Origin of the sequence: Micromonospora sp. CA-259024 (genome assembly GCF_050936255.1) — a bacterium.
Lineage (GTDB): Bacteria > Actinomycetota > Actinomycetes > Mycobacteriales > Micromonosporaceae > Micromonospora.
In genome coordinates this window covers 3112589-3132622 of record NZ_JBNJND010000001.1, presented here as the reverse complement: position 1 = coordinate 3132622, position 20034 = coordinate 3112589, and the positions used below count along the sequence as shown (strand labels likewise).

At 72.4% G+C, this 20034-nt stretch carries 17 protein-coding genes; all 17 read left to right on the top strand.

The annotated features are described in order from the left end of the window. Window positions 1-197: 197 nt before the first annotated feature. The 17 genes from pyrR (at window position 198) to def (ending at window position 20032) form a co-directional block, all read left to right on the top strand. Window positions 198-782 carry a bifunctional pyr operon transcriptional regulator/uracil phosphoribosyltransferase PyrR gene (pyrR, locus tag ACQEUX_RS13615; RefSeq protein WP_433046500.1) on the top strand — a complete coding sequence of 195 codons (585 nt, stop codon included), beginning with the start codon at window positions 198-200 and terminating at the stop codon, window positions 780-782. Then, window positions 779-1705, top strand: a complete 927-nt coding sequence (locus ACQEUX_RS13610) for an aspartate carbamoyltransferase catalytic subunit (protein ID WP_433046497.1) — start codon at window positions 779-781, stop codon at window positions 1703-1705. The genes pyrR and ACQEUX_RS13610 overlap by 4 nt, the downstream gene beginning before the upstream one ends. Continuing rightward, on the top strand, window positions 1702-3033 hold the full coding sequence (locus ACQEUX_RS13605; RefSeq protein ID WP_433046494.1) for a dihydroorotase: 1332 nt from the start codon (window positions 1702-1704) through the stop codon (window positions 3031-3033). The genes ACQEUX_RS13610 and ACQEUX_RS13605 overlap by 4 nt, the downstream gene beginning before the upstream one ends. Continuing rightward, complete coding sequence (gene carA / locus ACQEUX_RS13600) at window positions 3033-4232, top strand: glutamine-hydrolyzing carbamoyl-phosphate synthase small subunit (RefSeq protein WP_433046491.1); 1200 nt, start codon at window positions 3033-3035, stop codon at window positions 4230-4232. The genes ACQEUX_RS13605 and carA overlap by 1 nt, the downstream gene beginning before the upstream one ends. Then, window positions 4225-7572, top strand: a complete 3348-nt coding sequence (gene carB, locus ACQEUX_RS13595) for a carbamoyl-phosphate synthase large subunit (protein ID WP_433046488.1) — start codon at window positions 4225-4227, stop codon at window positions 7570-7572. Before carA ends, carB begins: the two co-directional genes overlap by 8 nt. Further along, a complete protein-coding gene (locus ACQEUX_RS13590) occupies window positions 7569-8615 on the top strand; it encodes a quinone-dependent dihydroorotate dehydrogenase (RefSeq protein WP_433046485.1) in 1047 nt (348 codons plus the stop codon). The genes carB and ACQEUX_RS13590 overlap by 4 nt, the downstream gene beginning before the upstream one ends. A 124-nt stretch (window positions 8616-8739) precedes the next feature. Further along, entirely contained in the window at window positions 8740-10014 is a 1275-nt protein-coding gene (locus ACQEUX_RS13585) for an adenosylmethionine--8-amino-7-oxononanoate transaminase (protein WP_433046482.1), read from the top strand. 71 nt (window positions 10015-10085) lie between these two features. Continuing rightward, complete coding sequence (pyrF, locus tag ACQEUX_RS13580) at window positions 10086-10922, top strand: orotidine-5'-phosphate decarboxylase (protein ID WP_433046479.1); 837 nt, start codon at window positions 10086-10088, stop codon at window positions 10920-10922. Between the two features lie 178 nt (window positions 10923-11100). Then, a complete protein-coding gene (mihF, locus tag ACQEUX_RS13575) occupies window positions 11101-11418 on the top strand; it encodes an integration host factor, actinobacterial type (RefSeq protein ID WP_030335662.1) in 318 nt (105 codons plus the stop codon). Between the two features lie 25 nt (window positions 11419-11443). After that, complete coding sequence (locus tag ACQEUX_RS13570) at window positions 11444-11977, top strand: guanylate kinase (protein WP_433046475.1); 534 nt, start codon at window positions 11444-11446, stop codon at window positions 11975-11977. A 64-nt stretch (window positions 11978-12041) separates the two neighbouring features. Continuing rightward, the gene (gene rpoZ, locus ACQEUX_RS13565; RefSeq protein ID WP_030335666.1) at window positions 12042-12305 is read left to right on the top strand and encodes a DNA-directed RNA polymerase subunit omega; all 264 of its coding nucleotides are present in this window, start codon (window positions 12042-12044) and stop codon (window positions 12303-12305) included. 14 nt (window positions 12306-12319) lie between these two features. Next, the gene (gene coaBC / locus ACQEUX_RS13560; RefSeq protein ID WP_433046471.1) at window positions 12320-13528 is read left to right on the top strand and encodes a bifunctional phosphopantothenoylcysteine decarboxylase/phosphopantothenate--cysteine ligase CoaBC; all 1209 of its coding nucleotides are present in this window, start codon (window positions 12320-12322) and stop codon (window positions 13526-13528) included. 87 nt (window positions 13529-13615) lie between these two features. Beyond that, window positions 13616-14809 (top strand): methionine adenosyltransferase, encoded by a 1194-nt coding sequence (gene metK / locus ACQEUX_RS13555; protein ID WP_347662259.1) that lies wholly within the window; start codon window positions 13616-13618, stop codon window positions 14807-14809. 59 nt (window positions 14810-14868) lie between these two features. Continuing rightward, window positions 14869-16785 carry a primosomal protein N' gene (locus tag ACQEUX_RS13550; protein WP_433046467.1) on the top strand — a complete coding sequence of 639 codons (1917 nt, stop codon included), beginning with the start codon at window positions 14869-14871 and terminating at the stop codon, window positions 16783-16785. A gap of 257 nt (window positions 16786-17042) precedes the next feature. Then, window positions 17043-18026, top strand: coding sequence for an AAA family ATPase (locus tag ACQEUX_RS13545; RefSeq protein WP_433046464.1), 984 nt, complete (start codon window positions 17043-17045; stop codon window positions 18024-18026). Window positions 18027-18157: 131 nt separating this feature from the next. Next, window positions 18158-19426 carry a cytochrome P450 gene (locus tag ACQEUX_RS13540; protein WP_433046461.1) on the top strand — a complete coding sequence of 423 codons (1269 nt, stop codon included), beginning with the start codon at window positions 18158-18160 and terminating at the stop codon, window positions 19424-19426. Window positions 19427-19471: 45 nt separating this feature from the next. After that, entirely contained in the window at window positions 19472-20032 is a 561-nt protein-coding gene (def, locus tag ACQEUX_RS13535) for a peptide deformylase (protein ID WP_433046458.1), read from the top strand. The last annotated feature ends 2 nt before the right edge of the window (window positions 20033-20034 follow it).

Here is a 20034-nt window from a genome sequence, read left to right as displayed (position 1 = left end):
CCTACCGTTGAGGAGCGTCCGGGAAGTTATCCCCATTTCGTGGACCTGATCCGGTGATCAGCGGCCGCCGTCCATCGGCCTGGTGACCACTGGTAACGTGGCGTGAAGCCCCGGCCCAGGTCCGCTCTCGCGGTCCGGCCGGAGGTGCCCGACATCCTTTAACGACCCGTCCCGTGAGGCGGGGAAGGAGGTCCGCCGTGGCATACCCACCGGCTGCCCGCTCGTCACCACCGCGACAACCCTCGGTGAAGGTGATTCTCGCCAGCGCCGACGTGCAACGCGTGGTCGACCGCATCGCCCACCAGATCCTGGAGAAGACCCAGGGCGCCGCTGACACGGTTCTCCTCGGGATTCCCACCCGGGGCACCCCTCTCGCGCGGCGGCTCGCCGCCCGGATCAGCACCTTCGAGGACGTCGCCGTTCCGGTCGGTGTGCTCGACATCACCCTGTACCGCGACGACCTGCGCCGGCACGCCACCCGCGCGATCGGCCCGACCGAGCTCCCGTCCGGCGGCATCGACGGCAAGCGGGTCATCCTCGTCGACGACGTGCTCTTCTCCGGCCGCACCGTGCGGGCCGCGCTCGACGCGCTCAACGACGTGGGCCGCCCGGCGTCCGTGCAACTCGCCGTCCTGGTCGACCGTGGCCACCGGGAGTTGCCCATCCGCGCCGACTACGTCGGCAAGAACATCCCGACCTCGCTCGCCGAGAGCGTGAAGGTGACGCTCGCCGAGACCGACGGCGCCGACGAGGTCAAGCTGTACGGAGGGACATCGTCATGATCAGGCACCTGCTCTCCGGTGCGGACCTCGACGCCGACACCGCCACCGAGATCCTGGACACCGCAGCCGAGATGGCCACCGTCGCCGGCCGGGAGATCAAGAAGCTGCCCGCGCTGCGCGGCCGGACCGTGGTGAACCTCTTCTACGAGGACTCCACCCGCACCCGGATCTCCTTCGAGGCGGCGGCGAAGCGGCTCAGCGCCGACGTGATCAACTTTTCCGCGAAGGGGTCCAGCGTCACCAAGGGCGAGAGCCTGAAGGACACCGCGCTGACCCTGCAGGCCATGGGCGCCGACGCCGTCGTCGTCCGACACCCCGCCTCCGGCGCGCCGCACCGCCTGGCCAACTGGGTCGACGGGTCGGTCGTCAACGCCGGCGACGGCACCCACGAGCACCCCACCCAGGCGCTGCTGGACGCGTACACCATGCGGGCCCGGTTGGGCCGGCTCGCCGGCCTGTCGGTCGCGGTGGTCGGGGACGTGCTGCACTCCCGGGTCGCCCGCTCCAACGTGCTGCTGCTCTCCACCCTCGGCGCCAAGGTCACCCTGGTCGGCCCGCCGACCCTCATCCCGGTCGACATCGCGGGAGCCCTCGCCCCCGGCACCGACGTCTCCTACGACCTCGACTCGGTGCTGCCCAACGTCGACGTGGTGATGATGCTGCGGGTGCAGCGGGAGCGGATGAACGACTCCTACTTCCCCTCCGCGCGCGAGTACGCCCGCCGTTACGGGCTGGACGGCCCGCGAATGCGCCGGCTGCCCGACCACGCCATCGTCATGCACCCCGGCCCGATGAACCGGGGGATGGAGATCACCCCCGAGGTGGCCGACTCACCCCGCTCCACCATCGTCGAACAGGTCACCAACGGGGTCTCCGTGCGGATGGCCGTCCTGTACCTGCTGCTCGGAGGGAACAACCGGTGACCTCGTACCTGATCACCAGCGTGAGTGTCGTCGGCGCCGCGCCGACCGACCTGCTGATCCGCGACGGTGTCGTCGCCGAGGTCGGCCCCGGCTTGTCCGCGCCGGACGCCACCGTCATCGACGGCACCGGGCTGGTCGCCCTGCCCGGCCTCGTCGACCTGCACACCCACCTGCGCGAGCCCGGTCGGGAGGACGCCGAGACCGTCGAGTCCGGCTCCCGCGCGGCGGCGCTGGGCGGCTACACGGCGGTGTGCGCGATGGCGAACACCTCCCCGGTCGCGGACACCGCCGGCGTGGTCGAGCAGGTCTGGCGGCTCGGCCGCGAGGCCGGCCTGGTCGACGTGCAGCCGATCGGCGCGGTCACCGTCGGGCTGGCCGGCGAGCGCCTGGCCGAGCTGGGCGCGATGGCCGACTCCGCGGCCCGGGTGCGGATCTTCTCCGACGACGGGCACTGCGTCGCGGACCCGAAGCTGATGCGCCGCGCCCTGGAGTACGTCAAGGCGTTCGACGGGATCATCGCCCAGCACGCCGAGGAGCCCCGGCTCACCGAGGGCGCCCAGATGCACGAGGGTGAGGTCTCCACCCGGCTCGGTCTGATCGGCTGGCCGGCGGTCGCCGAGGAGGCGATCATCGCCCGGGACGTGCTGCTCGCCGAGCACGTGGGCAGCCGACTGCACGTCTGCCACGTCTCCACCGCCGGCAGCGTCGAGGTGCTGCGCCAGGCCAAGGCGCGCGGGGTACGGGTGACCGCCGAGGTCACCCCACACCACCTGCTGCTCACCGACGAAGTCGTGAGCGGGAGGAGTGAGCTTGCGAGCCCCGCACTCGCGAACAACTGGAGCCCAGCCGGAGCCTACGACCCGGTCTTCAAGGTCAACCCGCCGCTGCGTACGGCCGCGGACATCGCCGCGCTGCGCGCCGCCCTCGCCGACGGGGTGGTCGACGTGATCGCCACCGACCACGCCCCGCACGCCGTGGAGGACAAGGAGTGCGAGTGGGCGTACGCCCGGCCGGGGATGCTCGGCCTGGAGACGGCCCTCTCCATCGCGCTGGACGTGTTGGGCCCCGAGTGGGACCTGATCGCCGAGCGGATGTCGCGCACCCCGGCCCGGATCGCCGGGCTGACCGGGCACGGCGTCGACCCGGCACCCGGTGTGCCGGCCAACCTGACCCTGATCGACCCGGCCGCCCGCCGCACCATCGAACCGGCGGAGTTGGCCAGTCGCAGTCGCAACACCCCGTACGCCCGCATGACGCTGCCGGGTCGCATCGTGGCGACCTTCCTGCGTGGCGAGCCGACGGTCCTGGACGGAAAGGCAGTCAAGTAATGGCCAAGCGCAGGCCCGCGATCCTCGTGCTCGAGGACGGGCGCACGTTCCCCGGTGAGGCGTACGGCAGCGTCGGGGAGACCTTCGGCGAGGCGGTCTTCACCACCGGTATGACCGGCTACCAGGAGACCCTCACCGACCCGTCCTACCACCGCCAGGTGGTCGTGCAGACCGCGCCGCACATCGGCAACACCGGCGTCAACGCCGAGGACGACGAGTCGGGCCGGATCTGGGTGGCCGGCTATGTCGTGCGCGACCCGGCCCGGATCGGCTCGAACTGGCGGGCGACCGGCGGCCTCGAGGACCGCCTCGCCACCGAGGGCGTGGTGGGCATCAGCGGGGTGGACACCCGGGCGCTGACCCGGCACCTGCGCGAGCGGGGTGCCATGCGGGTGGGCATCTCCAGCATCGACAACGATCCGCAGAGCCTGCTGACCCGGGTCCGCCAGGCGCCGCAGATGGCCGGCGCGGACCTGTCCGCCGAGGTCACCACCCCCGAGCCGTACGTCATCGAGGCCGTCGGCGAGCACCGGTTCACCGTGGCCGCACTGGACCTGGGCATCAAGCGCAACGTCCCGCGCCGGCTTGCCGCACGCGGGGTGACCACCCACGTGCTGCCGGCCTCGTCGAGCATCGACGACCTGCTCGCCACCGGCGCCGACGCGATCTTCCTGTCGCCCGGTCCCGGCGACCCGGTCACCGCCCACGCGCCGGTGGCGCTGGCCCGGGAGGCGCTGCGGCGACAGGTGCCGCTGTTCGGCATCTGCTTCGGCAGCCAGATCCTCGGTCGGGCGCTCGGCTTCGGCACCTACAAGCTGGGCTACGGCCACCGGGGCATCAACCAGCCGGTGCTCGACCGGGCCACCGGCAAGGTCGAGGTGACCAGCCACAACCACGGCTTCGCGGTCGACGTGTCGGGCCGCGAACAGGGGCTCAGCGCCGTGCAGGTGCCCGGTACGGGTGCCGGCGCGGTGGTCCCCGACCAGGTGATCGACACCGACTTCGGTGGCGTGCGGGTGTCGCACGTCTGCCTCAATGACAACGTGGTCGAGGGGCTGCGGGCCGTGGACGTGCCCGCATTCACGGTTCAGTACCACCCGGAGGCGGCGGCCGGCCCGCACGACGCCGACTACCTCTTCGACCGATTCGCCGAGCTGATCGAAGGCCGGACCCACAGCAAGGGGCGCAGCAATGCCTAAGCGGACCGATCTCAAGCACATCCTGGTGATCGGCTCCGGGCCGATCGTCATCGGGCAGGCCTGCGAGTTCGACTACTCCGGCACCCAGGCCTGCCGGGTGCTGCGCAGTGAGGGGATCCGGGTCAGCCTGGTCAACTCCAACCCGGCGACGATCATGACCGACCCGGAGTTCGCCGACGCGACGTACGTCGAGCCGATCACCCCGGAGTTCGTGGAGCTGGTCATCGCCAAGGAGCGCCCGGACGCGATCCTGGCGACCCTCGGCGGGCAGACCGCGCTGAACACCGCGGTCGCCCTGCACGAGAACGGCGTGCTGGAGAAGTACGGCGTGGAGTTGATCGGCGCGAACATCGACGCGATCAACCGGGGCGAGGACCGGCAGCTGTTCAAGGAGATCGTGGCGAAGGCCGGCGTACGCCTGGGCGTCGACGACCCGACCGCCCTGGTGCCCCGCTCCCGGGTCTGCCACTCGATGGACGAGGTCGAGGCGACAGTCGCCGAGCTGGGCCTGCCGGTGGTGATCCGGCCGTCGTTCACCATGGGCGGCCTGGGTTCCGGCATGGCGCACACCCCGGAGGACCTGGCCCGCATCGCCGGCGACGGCCTGTCGGCCAGCCCGGTGCACGAGGTGCTCATCGAGGAGAGCGTGCTCGGTTGGAAGGAGTACGAGCTCGAGCTGATGCGCGACCGGCACGACAACGTGGTGGTGGTCTGCTCGATCGAGAACATCGACCCGATGGGCGTGCACACCGGCGACAGCGTCACCGTGGCCCCGGCCATGACGCTCACCGACCGGGAGTACCAGCGCCTGCGTGATCTGGGCATCGCCGTGCTGCGCGAGGTCGGGGTCGACACCGGCGGCTGCAACATCCAGTTCGCGGTCAACCCGGTCGACGGCCGGATCGTCGTGATCGAGATGAACCCCCGGGTGTCCCGTTCCTCCGCGCTGGCCTCCAAGGCGACGGGCTTCCCGATCGCGAAGATCGCCGCGAAGCTGGCCATCGGCTACACCCTCGACGAGATCCCCAACGACATCACGTTGAAGACCCCGGCGGCGTTCGAGCCGACCCTGGACTACGTGGTGGTGAAGATCCCCCGGTTCGCGTTCGAGAAGTTCCCCGGTGCGGACCCGGAGCTGACCACCACGATGAAGTCCGTGGGCGAGGCGATGAGCCTCGGGCGCAACTTCACCGAGGCGCTGAACAAGGCCATGCGCTCGATGGAAACCAAATCATCTGGTTTCTGGACCCTGCCCGACCCGGCGGGCGTGACACTCGCGGACACGCTCGCCGCGCTGCGGATCCCGCACGACGGCCGGCTGTACACCGTCGAGCGGGCGCTGCGCCTCGGCGCGTCGATCGCCGAGGTGGCCGAGGCCTCCGGCGGGATCGACCCGTGGTTCCTGGACCAGATCGCCGCGCTGATCGAGCTGCGTGCGGAGATCGTGGACGCCCCGGTGCTCGACGCCGAGCTGCTGCGTCGTGCCAAGCGGGCCGGTCTGTCCGACCGGCAGCTCGCCGCGCTGCGCCCGGAGCTGGCCGCCGAGGACGGCGTACGGACCCTGCGGCACCGGCTCGACGTGCGCCCGGTCTACAAGACCGTGGACACCTGCGCGGCCGAGTTCGAGGCGACCACGCCGTACCACTACTCGACGTACGACCTGGAGACCGAGGTCGTGCCGTCGGACCGGCCGAAGGTGCTCATCCTGGGCTCCGGCCCGAACCGGATCGGGCAGGGCATCGAGTTCGACTACTCCTGCGTGCACGCGGTCCAGGCGTTGCGGGCGGCCGGCTACGAGACGGTGATGGTCAACTGCAACCCGGAGACGGTCTCCACCGACTACGACACCGCCGACCGGCTCTACTTCGAGCCGCTGACCTTCGAGGACGTGCTGGAGGTCTGGCACGCCGAGGAGTCCTCCGGCCGGGCGGCCGGCGGGCCGGGCGTGGTCGGGGTGGTCGTGCAGCTCGGTGGGCAGACCCCGCTGGGGCTGGCGCAGCGGCTGAAGAACGCCGGTGTGCCGGTGGTCGGCACCTCCCCGGAGTCGATCCACCTGGCCGAGGAGCGGGGCGCGTTCGGCGCGGTGCTGGCCCGGGCCGGGCTGCGCGCGCCGGCGCACGGCATGGCCACCTCGTACGACGAGGCCAAGGCGATCGCCGACGAGATCGGCTACCCGGTGCTGGTCCGGCCGTCGTACGTGCTGGGCGGGCGGGGCATGGAGATCGTCTACGACGACCCGACGCTGCGCGACTACATCGGTCGGGCCACCGACATCTCCCCGGACCACCCGGTGCTGGTGGACCGCTTCCTCGACGACGCCATCGAGATCGACGTGGACGCGCTCTGCGACGCCGACGGTGAGGTCTACATCGGCGGGGTCATGGAGCACATCGAGGAGGCCGGTATCCACTCCGGTGACTCGTCCTGCGCGCTGCCGCCGATCACCCTCGCGGGCTCGCACCTGGCCGAGGTCCGCCGCTACACCGAGGCCATCGCCCGGGGCGTCGGCGTCCGCGGCCTGCTCAACGTGCAGTACGCGCTCAAGGACGACGTGCTCTACGTGCTGGAGGCCAACCCGCGGGCGTCGCGGACGGTTCCGTTCGTCTCCAAGGCGACGGCGGTGCCGCTGGCCAAGGCGGCGGCCCGCATCGCGCTCGGCGCGAGCATCGCCGAGCTGCGCGCCGAGGGCCTGCTGCCGGCGACGGGGGACGGCGGCACGATGCCCGCCGACGCCCCGATCGCGGTCAAGGAGGCGGTGCTGCCGTTCAAGCGCTTCCGGACCCGCTCGGGCAAGGGGATCGACTCGCTGCTGGGCCCGGAGATGAAGTCGACCGGTGAGGTGATGGGCATCGACACCAACTTCGGGCACGCCTTCGCCAAGAGCCAGTCCGCCGCGTACGGCTCGCTGCCGACCGCCGGGAAGATCTTCGTCTCGGTGGCCAACCGGGACAAGCGCGGCATGATCTTCCCGATCAAGCGGCTGGCTGATCTGGGCTTCGAGATCGTGGCGACCACCGGCACCGCCGAGGTGCTGCGCCGGCACGGCATTGCCTGCGAGCAGATCCGCAAGCACTACCAGGCTGGTGAGGGGGACGACGCGGTGTCGCTGATCCTCGGCGGCCACGTGGCGTTGGTGGTCAACACGCCGCAGGGTTCGGGTGCCAGCGCCCGCTCGGACGGCTACGAGATCCGCAGTGCGGCCGTCACCGCCGACATCCCCTGCATCACCACGGTCCCCGGCGCCGCCGCGGCCGTGATGGGCATCGAGGCACGGATCCGCGGCGACATGCAGGTCCGCCCCCTGCAGGACCTGCACGCCACTCTCCGGGCCGCCCAGTGACCCTGTTCGAGCGGGCGGTGCGGCCGTGGTTGTTCCGGCTCGGTGGCGGGGACGCTGAGGCGGCGCACGAGTGGACACTGCGGCGGTTGACCGCCCTGTCGCGGCAGCCGGCCGCCCTCGCCGCGCTGCGGGCCCGGTACGCGGTCAGCGCTCCGCGCACGGTGTTCGGTGTGCGGTTCCCCAACCCGGTCGGGCTGGCGGCCGGGATGGACAAGGACGGGGCGGCGCTGCCGGCCTGGCCGGCGCTCGGCTTCGGCTTCGTCGAGGTCGGCACGGTCACCGCGCACGCCCAGCCGGGCAACCCCCGGCCACGGCTGTTCCGACTTCCGAGCAGCGAGGCCGTGGTCAACCGGATGGGCTTCAACAACGCCGGGGCCGCGGCGCTGGCCGCCCGGCTGGCGGCGATGCCGCGCCCGCTCGGGGTGCCGCTGGGTATCTCGCTGGGCAAGTCCAAGGTGACACCGCTCGACGAGGCGGTCGAGGACTACCTCGCCTCGTACCGGGCGCTGCGCGGGCACGGCGACTACTTCGCGGTGAACGTGTCCTCACCGAACACGCCGGGGCTGCGCTCGTTGCAGGACCGGGCCCACCTGGACGCGCTGCTCGGCGCACTGGTGGGGGAGAAGCCGGTGTTGGTCAAGATCGCGCCTGACCTGACCGAGGCGGCGATCGCCGAGCTGCTGGAGGTCTGCCTGGCCCGGGGTGCCGCCGGGGTGATCGCCACCAACACCACGCTGGCCCGTACCGGGCTGGCGACGGTCGACGCCGAGCGCGGCGCCCAGGCCGGTGGCCTCTCCGGCCGGCCGCTCACCGGGCGGGCTCGGGAGGTCGTCGCCTTCGTCCACCGGGAAACCGGTGGCCGGCTACCGATCATCGGCGTCGGCGGGGTGCTGGACCCGGACGACGCGACGCGGATGTTCGACGCCGGCGCCGCCCTGGTGCAGCTCTACACCGGGTTCATCTACCGGGGCCCGGCCCTGGTCCGCGCCGCCGCCCGCGCGGCGGCCACAGCGGTGGCACCGGACTCGGTCGCCAGCCGGTGACCGCCCCCGGCTCGGTGCCGAGCCGGGCCGGCACCGAGGCGCCGAGCAAGGGCGGAGACGAGGTTGCCCGAGCCGGCCGCAGGACGTCCACCGCTCGGCCTGTTCGTGCCTGGAAGGAGTACGCGTGACACCCGAGGAGATCCTGGCCGCCGACCGGGCACACGTCTGGCACCCGTACACCGCGATGCCGTCGACGAACCCGCCCTACGTGGTGCGCAGCGCCGAGGGGGTGCGGCTGCGGCTGGCCGACGGGCGGGAGCTGGTGGACGGGATGTCGTCCTGGTGGGCGGCGATCCACGGGTACCGGCACCCGGTGCTGGACGCGGCGGTGACCGACCAGCTCGGTCGGATGAGCCACGTGATGTTCGGCGGGCTCACCCACGAACCCGCCGTACAGCTCGCCCGCACCCTTGTCGAGCTTGCCCCGGACGGCCTGGAGCACGTCTTCCTGGCCGACTCCGGCTCGGTCAGCGTCGAGGTGGCGGTGAAGATGTGCCTGCAGTACCAGCGGGCCATCGGCCGGCCGCAGCGGCGCCGGCTGGCGACCTGGCGGGGCGGCTACCACGGCGACACGTTCCACCCGATGAGCGTCTGCGACCCGGAGGGCGGGATGCACCACCTCTGGGGCGACGTGCTGCCTCGGCAGGTGTTCGCCCCGGTCCCGCCGGGCGGCTTCACCGACCCGCCCGACGACGCGTACGTGGCGGCGTTGGCGGACACCATCGAGCGGCACGCCGACGAACTGGCCGCCGTGATCGTCGAGCCGGTCGTCCAGGGTGCCGGCGGGATGCGCTTCCACCACCCGGGTTACCTACGGGTGCTGCGCGAGGTGACCCGCGCGCACGGGGTGCTGCTGATCTTCGACGAGATCGCCACCGGGTTCGGTCGTACCGGGGAGATGTTCGCCGCCGAGCACGCCGGGGTGACGCCGGACGTGCTGTGCGTGGGCAAGGCGCTCACCGGCGGCTACCTGACGCTCGCGGCGGCGCTCTGCACCCCGGACGTCGCCCGGGGCATCTCCGCCGTCGGCGTACTGGCGCACGGACCGACGTTCATGGGCAACCCGTTGGCGTGTGCGGTGGCCAACGCCTCCATCGGGCTGCTGCGGGCCGGGGACTGGTCGGCGCGGGTGGCCAGGGTCGGCGTCGGCCTGCGCGCCGGCCTGGAGCCTCTGCGCGCCGCGCCCGGCGTGGCCGACGTGCGGGTGCTCGGCGCGATCGGGGTGGTCCAGCTCGATCACGAGGTCGACCTCGGCGCGGCCACCGCGGCCGCGGTCGACCAGGGGGTGTGGCTGCGACCGTTCCGCGACCTGATCTACACGATGCCGCCGTACGTCACCGACGACGCCGACCTGGCCCGGATCGCGGCCGGGGTGGCGGCGGCGGTGGCGGTCGGCTGAGTCGGCCCGGTCACCGGGTCGACGGTATCCGGGCGGGGCTGCCGTCCGGACGAGGAGAGGGGAACACTCCGATGGACAGCTTCGGTACCCGGCTGCACCGGGCGATCACCGAGCGCGGGCCGCTCTGTGTGGGCATCGACCCGCATCCCGGTCTGCTGGCCCGCTGGGGCCTCGCGGACGACGTTCAGGGGCTTGACCGGTTCACCCGGACCGTCGTGGAAGCCCTCGGTGACCGGGTTGCGGTGGTGAAGCCTCAGTCGGCCTTTTTCGAGCGGTTCGGGTCCCGCGGTGTGGCGATTCTTGAGTCAACTATCCGACAGTTGCGGGAAGCCGGCTCGCTCGTTCTGCTCGACGTCAAGCGCGGCGACATCGGCTCGACGGTGAGTGCGTACGCCTCCGCGTACCTTGATCCATCCAGCCCGCTGTATGTCGACGCGGTCACCGCGAGTCCCTACCTGGGGGTAGGTTCGCTGGCGCCGATGTTCGAACTGGCCGCCAAGCACGGCGGTGGAGTCTTCGTGTTGGCCCTGACCTCCAACCCGGAGGGCGCGGCCGTGCAACGGGCCCGCACGGCCGACGGCCGCACCGTGGCGCAGACCGTGATCGACGAGATTTCCCAGCTCAACAGGGGTGCTACCCCACTCGGGAGCTTCGGTTTGGTGGTCGGCGCGACCATCGGCGACACCGGTCACGACCTCTCCGGAGTGGGGGGCCCGCTGCTCGCCCCGGGGCTTGGCGCACAGGGTGCCGGCGCGGCCGATCTGCGTACCGTCTTCGGTTCGAGCCTCGCCTCGGTGCTCCCGTCGTACTCCCGGGAGGTGCTCTCGGCGGGCCCCGATGTCGCCGCCCTGCGGGCCGCCGCGGACCGCGTGTTGGTCGACTGTCGGGCCGTCCTGCCTGCCCGGTGACTGACTGACGGGTCGGTCACTCTACGGTGATCATGCGGCCCCCACGTTGCCGAAAGCTGCGTTGGCCGCTAGTTTTCCCCGCGCTGGGAACCATGGACCCCTTGGTTCACAGCGACACCACGTTTCACAGATGCGGCGGTGCGCCCCGCCCGCCGCGATAGGGACCTGAGGAGAACTGGTGCCGCTCCCGTCACTGACCCCCGAACAACGCGCTGCCGCGCTCGAGAAGGCCGCGGAGATCCGCAAGGCCCGTGCTCAGCTGAAGGAGCAGCTCAAGCAGGGCAAGACCACCCTCGGTGCCGTCCTCGAGCGCGCCGAGAGCGACGACGTCGTGGGCAAGCTCAAGGTTTCGGCCGTCCTGCAGGCCATGCCGGGCATCGGCAAGATCCGGGCTACCCAGATCATGGAGAAGCTCAAGATCGCCGACAGCCGTCGCCTGCGCGGCCTCGGCGAGCAGCAGCGCAAGGCACTGCTTGGAGAGTTCGCCGCCAACTGAACCTGGCAGCGTGTAGAAACAAGCAGTGAGCACGGATGACGAGGCGCGCCCGGCGGCTCGGCTCACTGTCCTGGCTGGACCTTCGGGTTCCGGCAGGGAGAGTGTCGTCGAGCTTGTCCGGGCGCGTTCTCCGTCCGTGTGGATCCCGGTGCCGGCGACCACCCGGCCGCGCCGGGAATCGGAGATCGACGAGGTTGACCGCGTCTTCCTCGCCCCCGCGGAGTTCGATCGCCGGCTCGCCGCCGGCGAGCTGCTGGAGTGGTCCCGGATCGGCTCGTACCGCCGGGGCACCCCGTACCCGACACTGCGCGCCCGGCTCGACGCCGGGCAGCCGGTGCTTCTCCCGCTCGACCTGCCCGGCGCCGCTCTGGTCCGTGCGCGCCTGCCCGATTCCCGCCTGGTGCTGCTGAGCCCACCCGGGTACCGAGCCGACGCCACCGTGACGGCCGCCTTCGAGCACACGCTGACCCACGACCTCACCGATCGGGTGGTCGACGAGCTGGTAGGCTTACTCGGTTCTTCTTATCCGGATCCGGCCTGGTCGCGTGTACGCGGCTGATGGCCGGCCGCCGTTGAGACTCAGCACCGCGTCCGCGCGGCTCGAAAGACGCAGAGGTTAATTCGTGGGATCCATCGCCAACCCCGAAGGCATCACCAACCCGCCGATCGACGAGCTCCTCGAGAAGACGACGTCGAAGTACGCGCTGGTCATCTTCGCCGCCAAGCGCGCGCGCCAGGTCAACGCCTACTACAGCCAGCTTGGTGAGGGCCTGCTGGAGTACGTCGGCCCGCTCGTCGAGACCACCCCGCAGGAGAAGCCCCTCTCCATCGCCATGCGCGAGATCAACTCGGGCTTGCTCACCGCCGAGCCGACCGACCAGCCGTAAGCCCTCGCCGGCCGATGTCCGCCTCCATCGTCCTCGGGGTCGGCGGCGGCATCGCCGCCTACAAGGCGTGTGAGCTGCTGCGACTCTTCACCGAATCGGGTCATCAGGTTCGGGTCGTGCCCACCGCGTCGGCGCTCCGGTTCGTCGGGGCGCCGACCTGGGCCGCGCTCTCCGGCCAGCCGGTCGCCGACGACGTGTGGACCGACGTCCACGAGGTGCCGCACGTCCGGCTCGGCAAGCAGGCCGACCTGGTGGTGGTCGCGCCGACCACCACCGACCTGCTCGCCAAGGCCGCCCACGGGCTCGCCGACGACCTGCTGACCAACACCCTGCTGACCGCCCGCTGCCCGGTGCTGCTGGCCCCGGCCATGCACACCGAGATGTGGGAGCACCCGGCCACCGTGGCCAACGTCGCCACGCTGCGGGCCCGGGGTGTCCGGGTCATCGACCCGGCCGTCGGCCGGCTCACCGGCGTCGACACCGGCAAGGGCCGGCTGCCCGACCCGGCGGAGATCTTCGCCGTCGCCCGTCGGCTCCTGGCCCGGGGCGCCTCCGCCCCCGCCGACCTGGCCGGTCGCCGGGTGGTCGTCACCGCGGGTGGCACCCGGGAGCCACTGGACCCGGTCCGCTTCCTCGGTAACCGCTCGTCGGGCAAGCAGGGTTACGCGTTCGCCCGCGCGGCGGTCGCCCGGGGCGCCCGGGTCACCCTGATCGCGGCCAACGTCTCCCTCTCCGACCCCGCCGGCGTCGACCTGATCCGGGTGGGCACCACCGCCGAGCTGCGGGAGGCGACGCTGAAGGCCGCCGTCGAGGCCGACGCGGTGGTGATGGCGGCGGCTCCGGCCGATTTCCGGCCGGCGACGTACGCGCCTGGCAAAATCAAGAAGTCGGACGATGGCGTCGCGCCCACCATCGAGCTCGTCACGAACCCGGACATCGCGGCGGAGCTCGGCCAGCGCAAACGACCGGAGCAGTTGCTGGTGGTGTTCGCCGCCGAGACCGGCGATGCCGAGGCCAACGGCCGGGCGAAACTCGCCCGGAAGCGGGCCGACCTGATCGTGGTCAACGAGGTCGGTCCGGACAAGGTCTTCGGTGCCGACACCAACACGGTGACGGTCATCGGCGCGGACGGCTCGGTCAGCCAGCTGCCCGAGCAGGCCAAGGAAGCTGTGGCCGACGCCGTCTGGGATCTCGTCGTGGCACGGCTTCCCGGCCGCTCCTGACGGGTGGAACAGGGCGCGACCGGTCCCGACATCGGCCGCAGTGGTGACTAGACTGCCGCGGAACGACCTCACACGCTTAGGAGTGCCGTGACACGCCGCCTCTTCACGTCCGAATCGGTCACGGAAGGCCACCCGGACAAGATCGCCGACCAGATCAGCGATGGCATCCTCGACGCGTTGCTGGCCGAGGATCCGCACAGCCGGGTGGCGGTGGAGACCATGATCACCACCGGCCAGGTGCACATCGCCGGCGAGGTGACCACCAAGGCGTACGCCGACATCCCGACGATCGTCCGCCGGACCATCCTCGACATCGGCTACGACTCCTCGAAGAAGGGCTTCGACGGTGCCTCCTGCGGGGTCAGCGTCTCCATCGGCGCGCAGTCCGAGGACATCGCGCAGGGTGTCGACAATGCCTTCGAGCTGCGGACCGGGGCGTCGGAGAGCGCGCTGGACGCGCAGGGTGCCGGCGACCAGGGCATGATGTTCGGCTTCGCCTGCTCGGAGACGCCCGAGCTGATGCCGCTGCCGATCGCCCTCGCCCACCGGTTGGCCCGCCGACTCGCGGCGGTCCGCAAGGACGGCACGATTCCGTACCTGCGGCCGGACGGCAAGACCCAGGTGACCATCGAGTACGAGGGGCTGCGCCCGATCCGGCTGAACACCGTGGTCGTGTCCAGCCAGCACGCCGCGGACATCTCGCTCGACTCGTTGCTCACCCCGGACGTGCGCGACCACGTCATCGCCCCGGAGCTGGAGAGCCTCGGTCTGGACACCGACGGCTACCGGCTGCTGGTCAACCCGACCGGCCGGTTCGAGATCGGCGGCCCGATGGGTGACGCCGGGCTGACCGGCCGCAAGATCATCGTCGACACGTACGGCGGGTACGCCCGGCACGGCGGCGGCGCGTTCTCCGGCAAGGACCCGTCCAAGGTTGACCGCTCGGCCGCGTACGCGATGCGCTGGGTGGCCAAGAACGTGGTCGCCGCCGGTCTGGCCGAGCGGTGCGAGGCGCAGGTCGCGTACGCCATCGGCAAGGCGCACCCGGTGAGCCTGTTCATCGAGACGTTCGGCACCGAGACCGTGCCGGTCTCCTCGATCGAGAAGGCCGTCACCGAGGTGTTCGACCTGCGCCCGGCCGCGATCATCCGGGACCTCAACCTGCTCCGTCCGATCTACCAGCAGACCGCCGCGTACGGCCACTTCGGCCGTGAGTTGCCGGACCTGACCTGGGAGAGCACCGACCGGGCCGCCGACCTCAAGTCGGCCGCGGGAGCCTGACCGCCACCAGGCGCAGCGACCGGCGACCCGCGGATGGGTCGCCGGTCGCGCGCGTCTGCGTGGATGTCCCGCTGGCGCACCTGGACCGGCCGTTCGACTACCTGGTGCCGGCCGAGCTGGACGAGGTGGCGGTGCCGGGCACCCGGGTGAAGGTGCGCTTCGCCGGGCAGCTCGTCGACGGGTGGTTGCTGTCGCGCGCCGACGACTCCGGGCACACCGGCCGCCTCGCGTACCTGGAGAAGGTGGTCTCGCCGGAGCCGGTGCTGGCGCCCGAGGTCGCCCGGCTGGCCCGGGCGGTCGCCGACCGGTACGCGGGCAGCCTCGCCGACGTGCTCCGGCTCGCCGTGCCACCCCGGCACGCGCGGGTGGAGAAGGAGCCCCGCGACGACCAGCCCGTCCCCGCGCCCGCACCCGTTCAGGCCGAGGTCGACCCACGCGGGTGGCGGGACTACCCGACCGGCCCGGCCCTGCTGCGCGCGCTCACCGACGGCCGGGCGCCCCGCGCGGTCTGGTCGGCGCTGCCCGGCGAGGACTGGGCGGCCCGCTACGCCGACGCGGTGGCGGCCACCGTCGCCGGGGGGCGCGGCGCGTTGGTCGTGGTGCCCGACGCCCGTGATCTCGACCGGCTGGACGCCGCACTCACCGGTGTGCTCGGCCCCGGGCGGCACGTCAGCCTGACCGCCGCGCTCGGGCCGGCCCGGCGCTACCGGGCGTTCCTCGCCGCCCGCCGGGGGCAGGTGCCGGTGGTGATCGGCACCCGGGCGGCGATGTTCGCCCCGGTGGACCGGCTCGGCCTCGTCGCCGTCTGGGACGACGGCGACGACCTGCACTCCGAGCCCCGGGCACCCTATCCGCACGCCCGCGACGTGCTGCTCACCCGCGTCCAGCTCACCGAGGCCGGCGCACTGGTCGGTGGGTACGCCCGCACCGCCGAGGCGCAACTGCTGCTGGAGACCGGTTGGGCTCGGGAGGTGGTCGCCGACCGGGCGACCGTGCGGGCCCGTATCCCGGCCATCGCGCCGACCGGCGACGACCCACAACTGGCCCGCGACCCCGGGGCCGCCACCGCCCGGCTGCCCAGCCTGGCCTGGACGGCCGCCCGCGACGCCCTCCGGCAGGACCTGCCGGTGCTGGTGCAGGTGCCCCGGCGCGGCTATCTGCCCTCGATCTCCTGCGCCGAGTGCCGCACCCCGGCCCGCTGCGCGCACTGCGCCGGCCCGCTCGCGCTGCCCTCGGCCGGTGGCACCCCGGCGTGCCGGTGGTGCGCCCGGGTGGCCGCCGCGTACGCGTGCCCGGAGTGCGGTGGGCGGCGGCTGCGGGCCGCGGTGACCGGCGCCCGACGGACCGCCGAGGAGCTGGGCCGGGCGTTCCCCGGCGTGCCGGTGCGTACCTCGGGGCGCGAGGAGGTGCTGACCGACGTGCCCGGCGGCGCGGCCCTGGTGGTGGCCACGCCCGGCGCCGAGCCGGTCGCCGAGGGCGGCTACGGGGCGGTGCTGCTGCTCGACTCGTGGGCGCTGCTGACCCGGGCCGACCTGCGCGCCGGCGAGGAGGCGCTGCGCCGCTGGCTGGCGGCGGCGGCCCTGGCCCGCCCGGCACCGGCCGGACGCGTGGTGGTGGTCGCCGACGGTGCGCTCGCCCCGGTGCAGGCGCTGCTGCGCTGGGACGCCGCCTGGTTCGCCGGCCGGGAGTTGGCCGAGCGCCGGGAGCTGGGCTTCCCCCCGGCCGTACGGATGGCGAGCGTCACCGGCCCGGCCGAGGCGGTGGCGGACCTGCTCGCCGCGGCCCGGCTGCCCGACGACGCCGAGGTGCTCGGGCCGGTGCCGGCCGAGGAGGGTCGGGAGCGGATGCTGCTCCGGGTGCCCCGGGCCCGGGCTGCCGCGCTCGCCGAGGCGCTGCACTCGGCCGCCGGGGCGCGCGCCGCCCGCAAGGCCGCCGATCCGGTCCGTCTCCAGGTCGATCCGCTGAGCCTGTTCTGACCGTTCCCGGCGCCACCGACGCCGGGCTGACCTGGTCCGCGGGGGTGGCCCTCGCACACCGCGTCCGGCAAAGCGCTGGCGGCAGAGTGGTAGCATCGCCCGTCATGCCCGGGCGTACGACGGCTCCAGGTCACGGCACGGCGTCAGACGGGTGGGCCGAGCTGGAGTCGCCGCGGTGGCACGACGGTGGCGGGAACGCCTCGGTCGGACGCGATGTCGATGATGTCAAACAGCCGGTTATCAGGGGTGGGCCAGTCGTGACCGTTCGACAATCGATCGTCTTCAACGGCGACCTCGGCAGCGGCAAGAGCACCGTGTCGGTGGAGATCGCCAAGCGGCTCGGGATGCGCCGGGTCAGTGTGGGTGACCTCTACCGGGAAATGGCGCAGCAGCGGCAGATGACCGCTCTGCAGCTCAACCTGCACGCCGAGCTCGACCAGGCCGTCGACGGCTACGTCGACCAGCTGCAACGGGACATCGCCGCCTCCGGTGAGCACCTGATCATGGACTCCCGGCTGGCCTGGCACTTCTTCACCGACGCGCTCAAGGTCCACATGATCACCGAGCCGGGCGAGGCGGCCCGCCGGGTGCTCGCCCGCCCCTCCGGGCCGGCGGAGAGCTACGCCTCCCTGGAGGAGGCCAAGGCCAAGCTGCGGGAGCGCAGCGCGAGCGAGCGCAGCCGGTTCATCATCCGTTACGGGGTGGACAAGGCCCGGCTGCGCAACTACGACCTGATCTGCGACACCACCCGGGCCTCCGCCGACGAGGTGATCGAGCACATCATCGCCGCGTACGAGGGCACACTCGGCGCCGAGGTGCTGCGCGACGGGCCGCCGCTGCTGCTGCTGGACCCGGCCCGGGTCTACCCGACCGAGGACATCGCGACCCTGCGGGGTCTGTGGGACACCGATTTCGTCGGCGACGTGGCCAAGGCCGGTGACGAGGCGCTGGAGCCGCTGAAGATCGGGTTCACCGGCGAGTACTTCTTCGTCGTCGACGGTCACCGCCGGCTCAGCGCCGCTCTGCAGAACGGCTTCTCCCTGGTCCCCGCCCAACTGGTCGCCGAGGTCGACGAGCCGGTGGTGGGTGGGATGAGCGCGATCGACTACTTCGCCGCCCAGGTGCGCCCCGGCCTGGTCTACGACTGGGAGGCCGCTCACAAGATCCAGCTGCCGCTGCCCGAGCCCGCGCTGCTCCGCGGCGACGCGGTGCTCGCCGGGGATCCGAGCGTCGGCGCCTGACGATTTCGTACCCCGCGCCGGGCTGAGCCCGGCGCGGGGCCCGGCCGCGCCCCCTCCCCGCCACAGGGGCTGCCGGGAGCGGCCGGTACCGCGATGATGGAGCCTCCGACGCATCGACGGGGAGGCCAGCCATGGACGCTGCCGAGGCCCTCACACTGCTCATGTCGCCGCAGGGGCGCGTCGACCCGTACCCGACGTACGAGCGGCTGCGCGCGCACGGGCCGGTGGTGCAGGCCATGCCCGGCCTGTACGTGGTGACCGGTTATCCGGAGGTCGACGAGCTGCTGCGCGACCCGCGCCTCGGGGTGCTGGACGACGCGCTGCGCGACCAGGTCTGGCCGAACTGGCGGGAGAGCCCGGCGGTGTCGTCGATCGCCCGGTCCATGCTGCGGACCAACCCGCCCGATCACAGCCGGATGCGTCGGCTCGCCTCCGGCGCGTTCAGCCCGCGCCGGATCGCCGGGATGCGGGACGTGGTGCGCGCCCAGGCCGAGGACCTGCTCGACTCGATGGTGGCCCGGGCCGAGAGCGGGGCGCCGGTCGACGTGCTGGCCGACTTCGCGTACCCGCTGCCGGTGGGTGTGATCTGCGCGCTGCTCGGTGTGCCGGCGGCGGACCGGCCGCTGTTCCGCCGTTGGGCCGGTGACCTGACCGGGGTGCTGGAGCCGGAGATCACCGTGGAGGAGTTGGCCGTCGCCGACGCTGGCGCCACCGAGCTGCGCGACTACTTCGTCGAGCTGGTCGTCGCCCGGCGTCGTACGCCGGCCGACGACCTGACCACCGCGCTGGTCCAGGTGCACGACGCCGACGGTGACCGGCTCACCGGCGCCGAGTTGCTGGCCAACCTGGTGGTGCTGCTGGTGGCCGGCTTCGAGACCACCACCAACCTGCTCGGTAACGGTCTTGTCGTGCTGCTGGGTCACCCCGAGGCCGCCGCCGCGCTGCGCGCCGATCCCGACCTCGCCCCGGCGTACGTCGAGGAGCTGCTGCGCTACGACTCCCCGGTGCAGTTGACCACCCGGACCAGCACCGCGCCGGTTGCCTGCGGTGGGCTCGACCTGCCAGCCGGGAGTACGACGCTGCTGCTGCTCGGCGCGGCCAACCGGGACCCACGGCGGTTCCTCGACCCGCAGCGCTTCGACCCGACCCGTGACCAGGCCCACCCGCTGTCCTTCGGTGCCGGCCCGCACTACTGCCTCGGCGCCGGTCTGGCCCGGCTGGAGGCGCGGTTGGCCTTCCCGATGCTGCTGCGCCGCCTGCCCGAGCTGGCCCTGGCCGAGGCGCCCCGGCACCGCACCCGGCTCACGCTGCGTGGTTACGAGAGCATTCCGGTGACGCTGGGCACACCGGCGGTGGCCGATCGAGGTACGCCGGCCGGCGCGCAGCCGGGCACTCCGTAGACTGGTACGGCACCGCTCGTCCCACCCATGAAGGAGCCATCCCGCGTGACCGTCCAGCCCATCCGTCTGTTTGGGGATCCGGTGCTGCGCACGCCGGCCGATCCGGTGGTCGATTTCGATGTCGAGCTGCGTCGGCTCATCGCCGATCTGACCGACACGATGCGTGAGCAGAACGGCGCGGGTCTGGCCGCTCCGCAACTCGGTGTGGGCCTGCGGGTGTTCGCCTTCGACGTCGACGACGTGCTCGGGCACCTGGTCAACCCGGTGCTCGAATTCCCCGACGAGGAGGAGCAGGACGGCCCGGAGGGCTGCCTGTCCATCCCCGGGCTCTACTTCGACACCAAGCGCCGCCAGAACGTCATCGCCAAGGGCTTCAACGGCTACGGCGACCCGTTGCAGATCGTCGGCACCGGCCTGATGGCCCGCTGTGTGCAACACGAGACCGACCACCTCGACGGTGTGCTCTTCCTGGACCGGCTCGACGCCGCCGCTCGCAAGGAGGCGATGAAGGCGATCCGCCAGGCCGAGTGGTACGACGCGTCCGCCCCGCCCACGGTCAAGGTCAACCCGCACGGCGCGGACAGCCCCTTCGGTCTGGGGCGGTGACC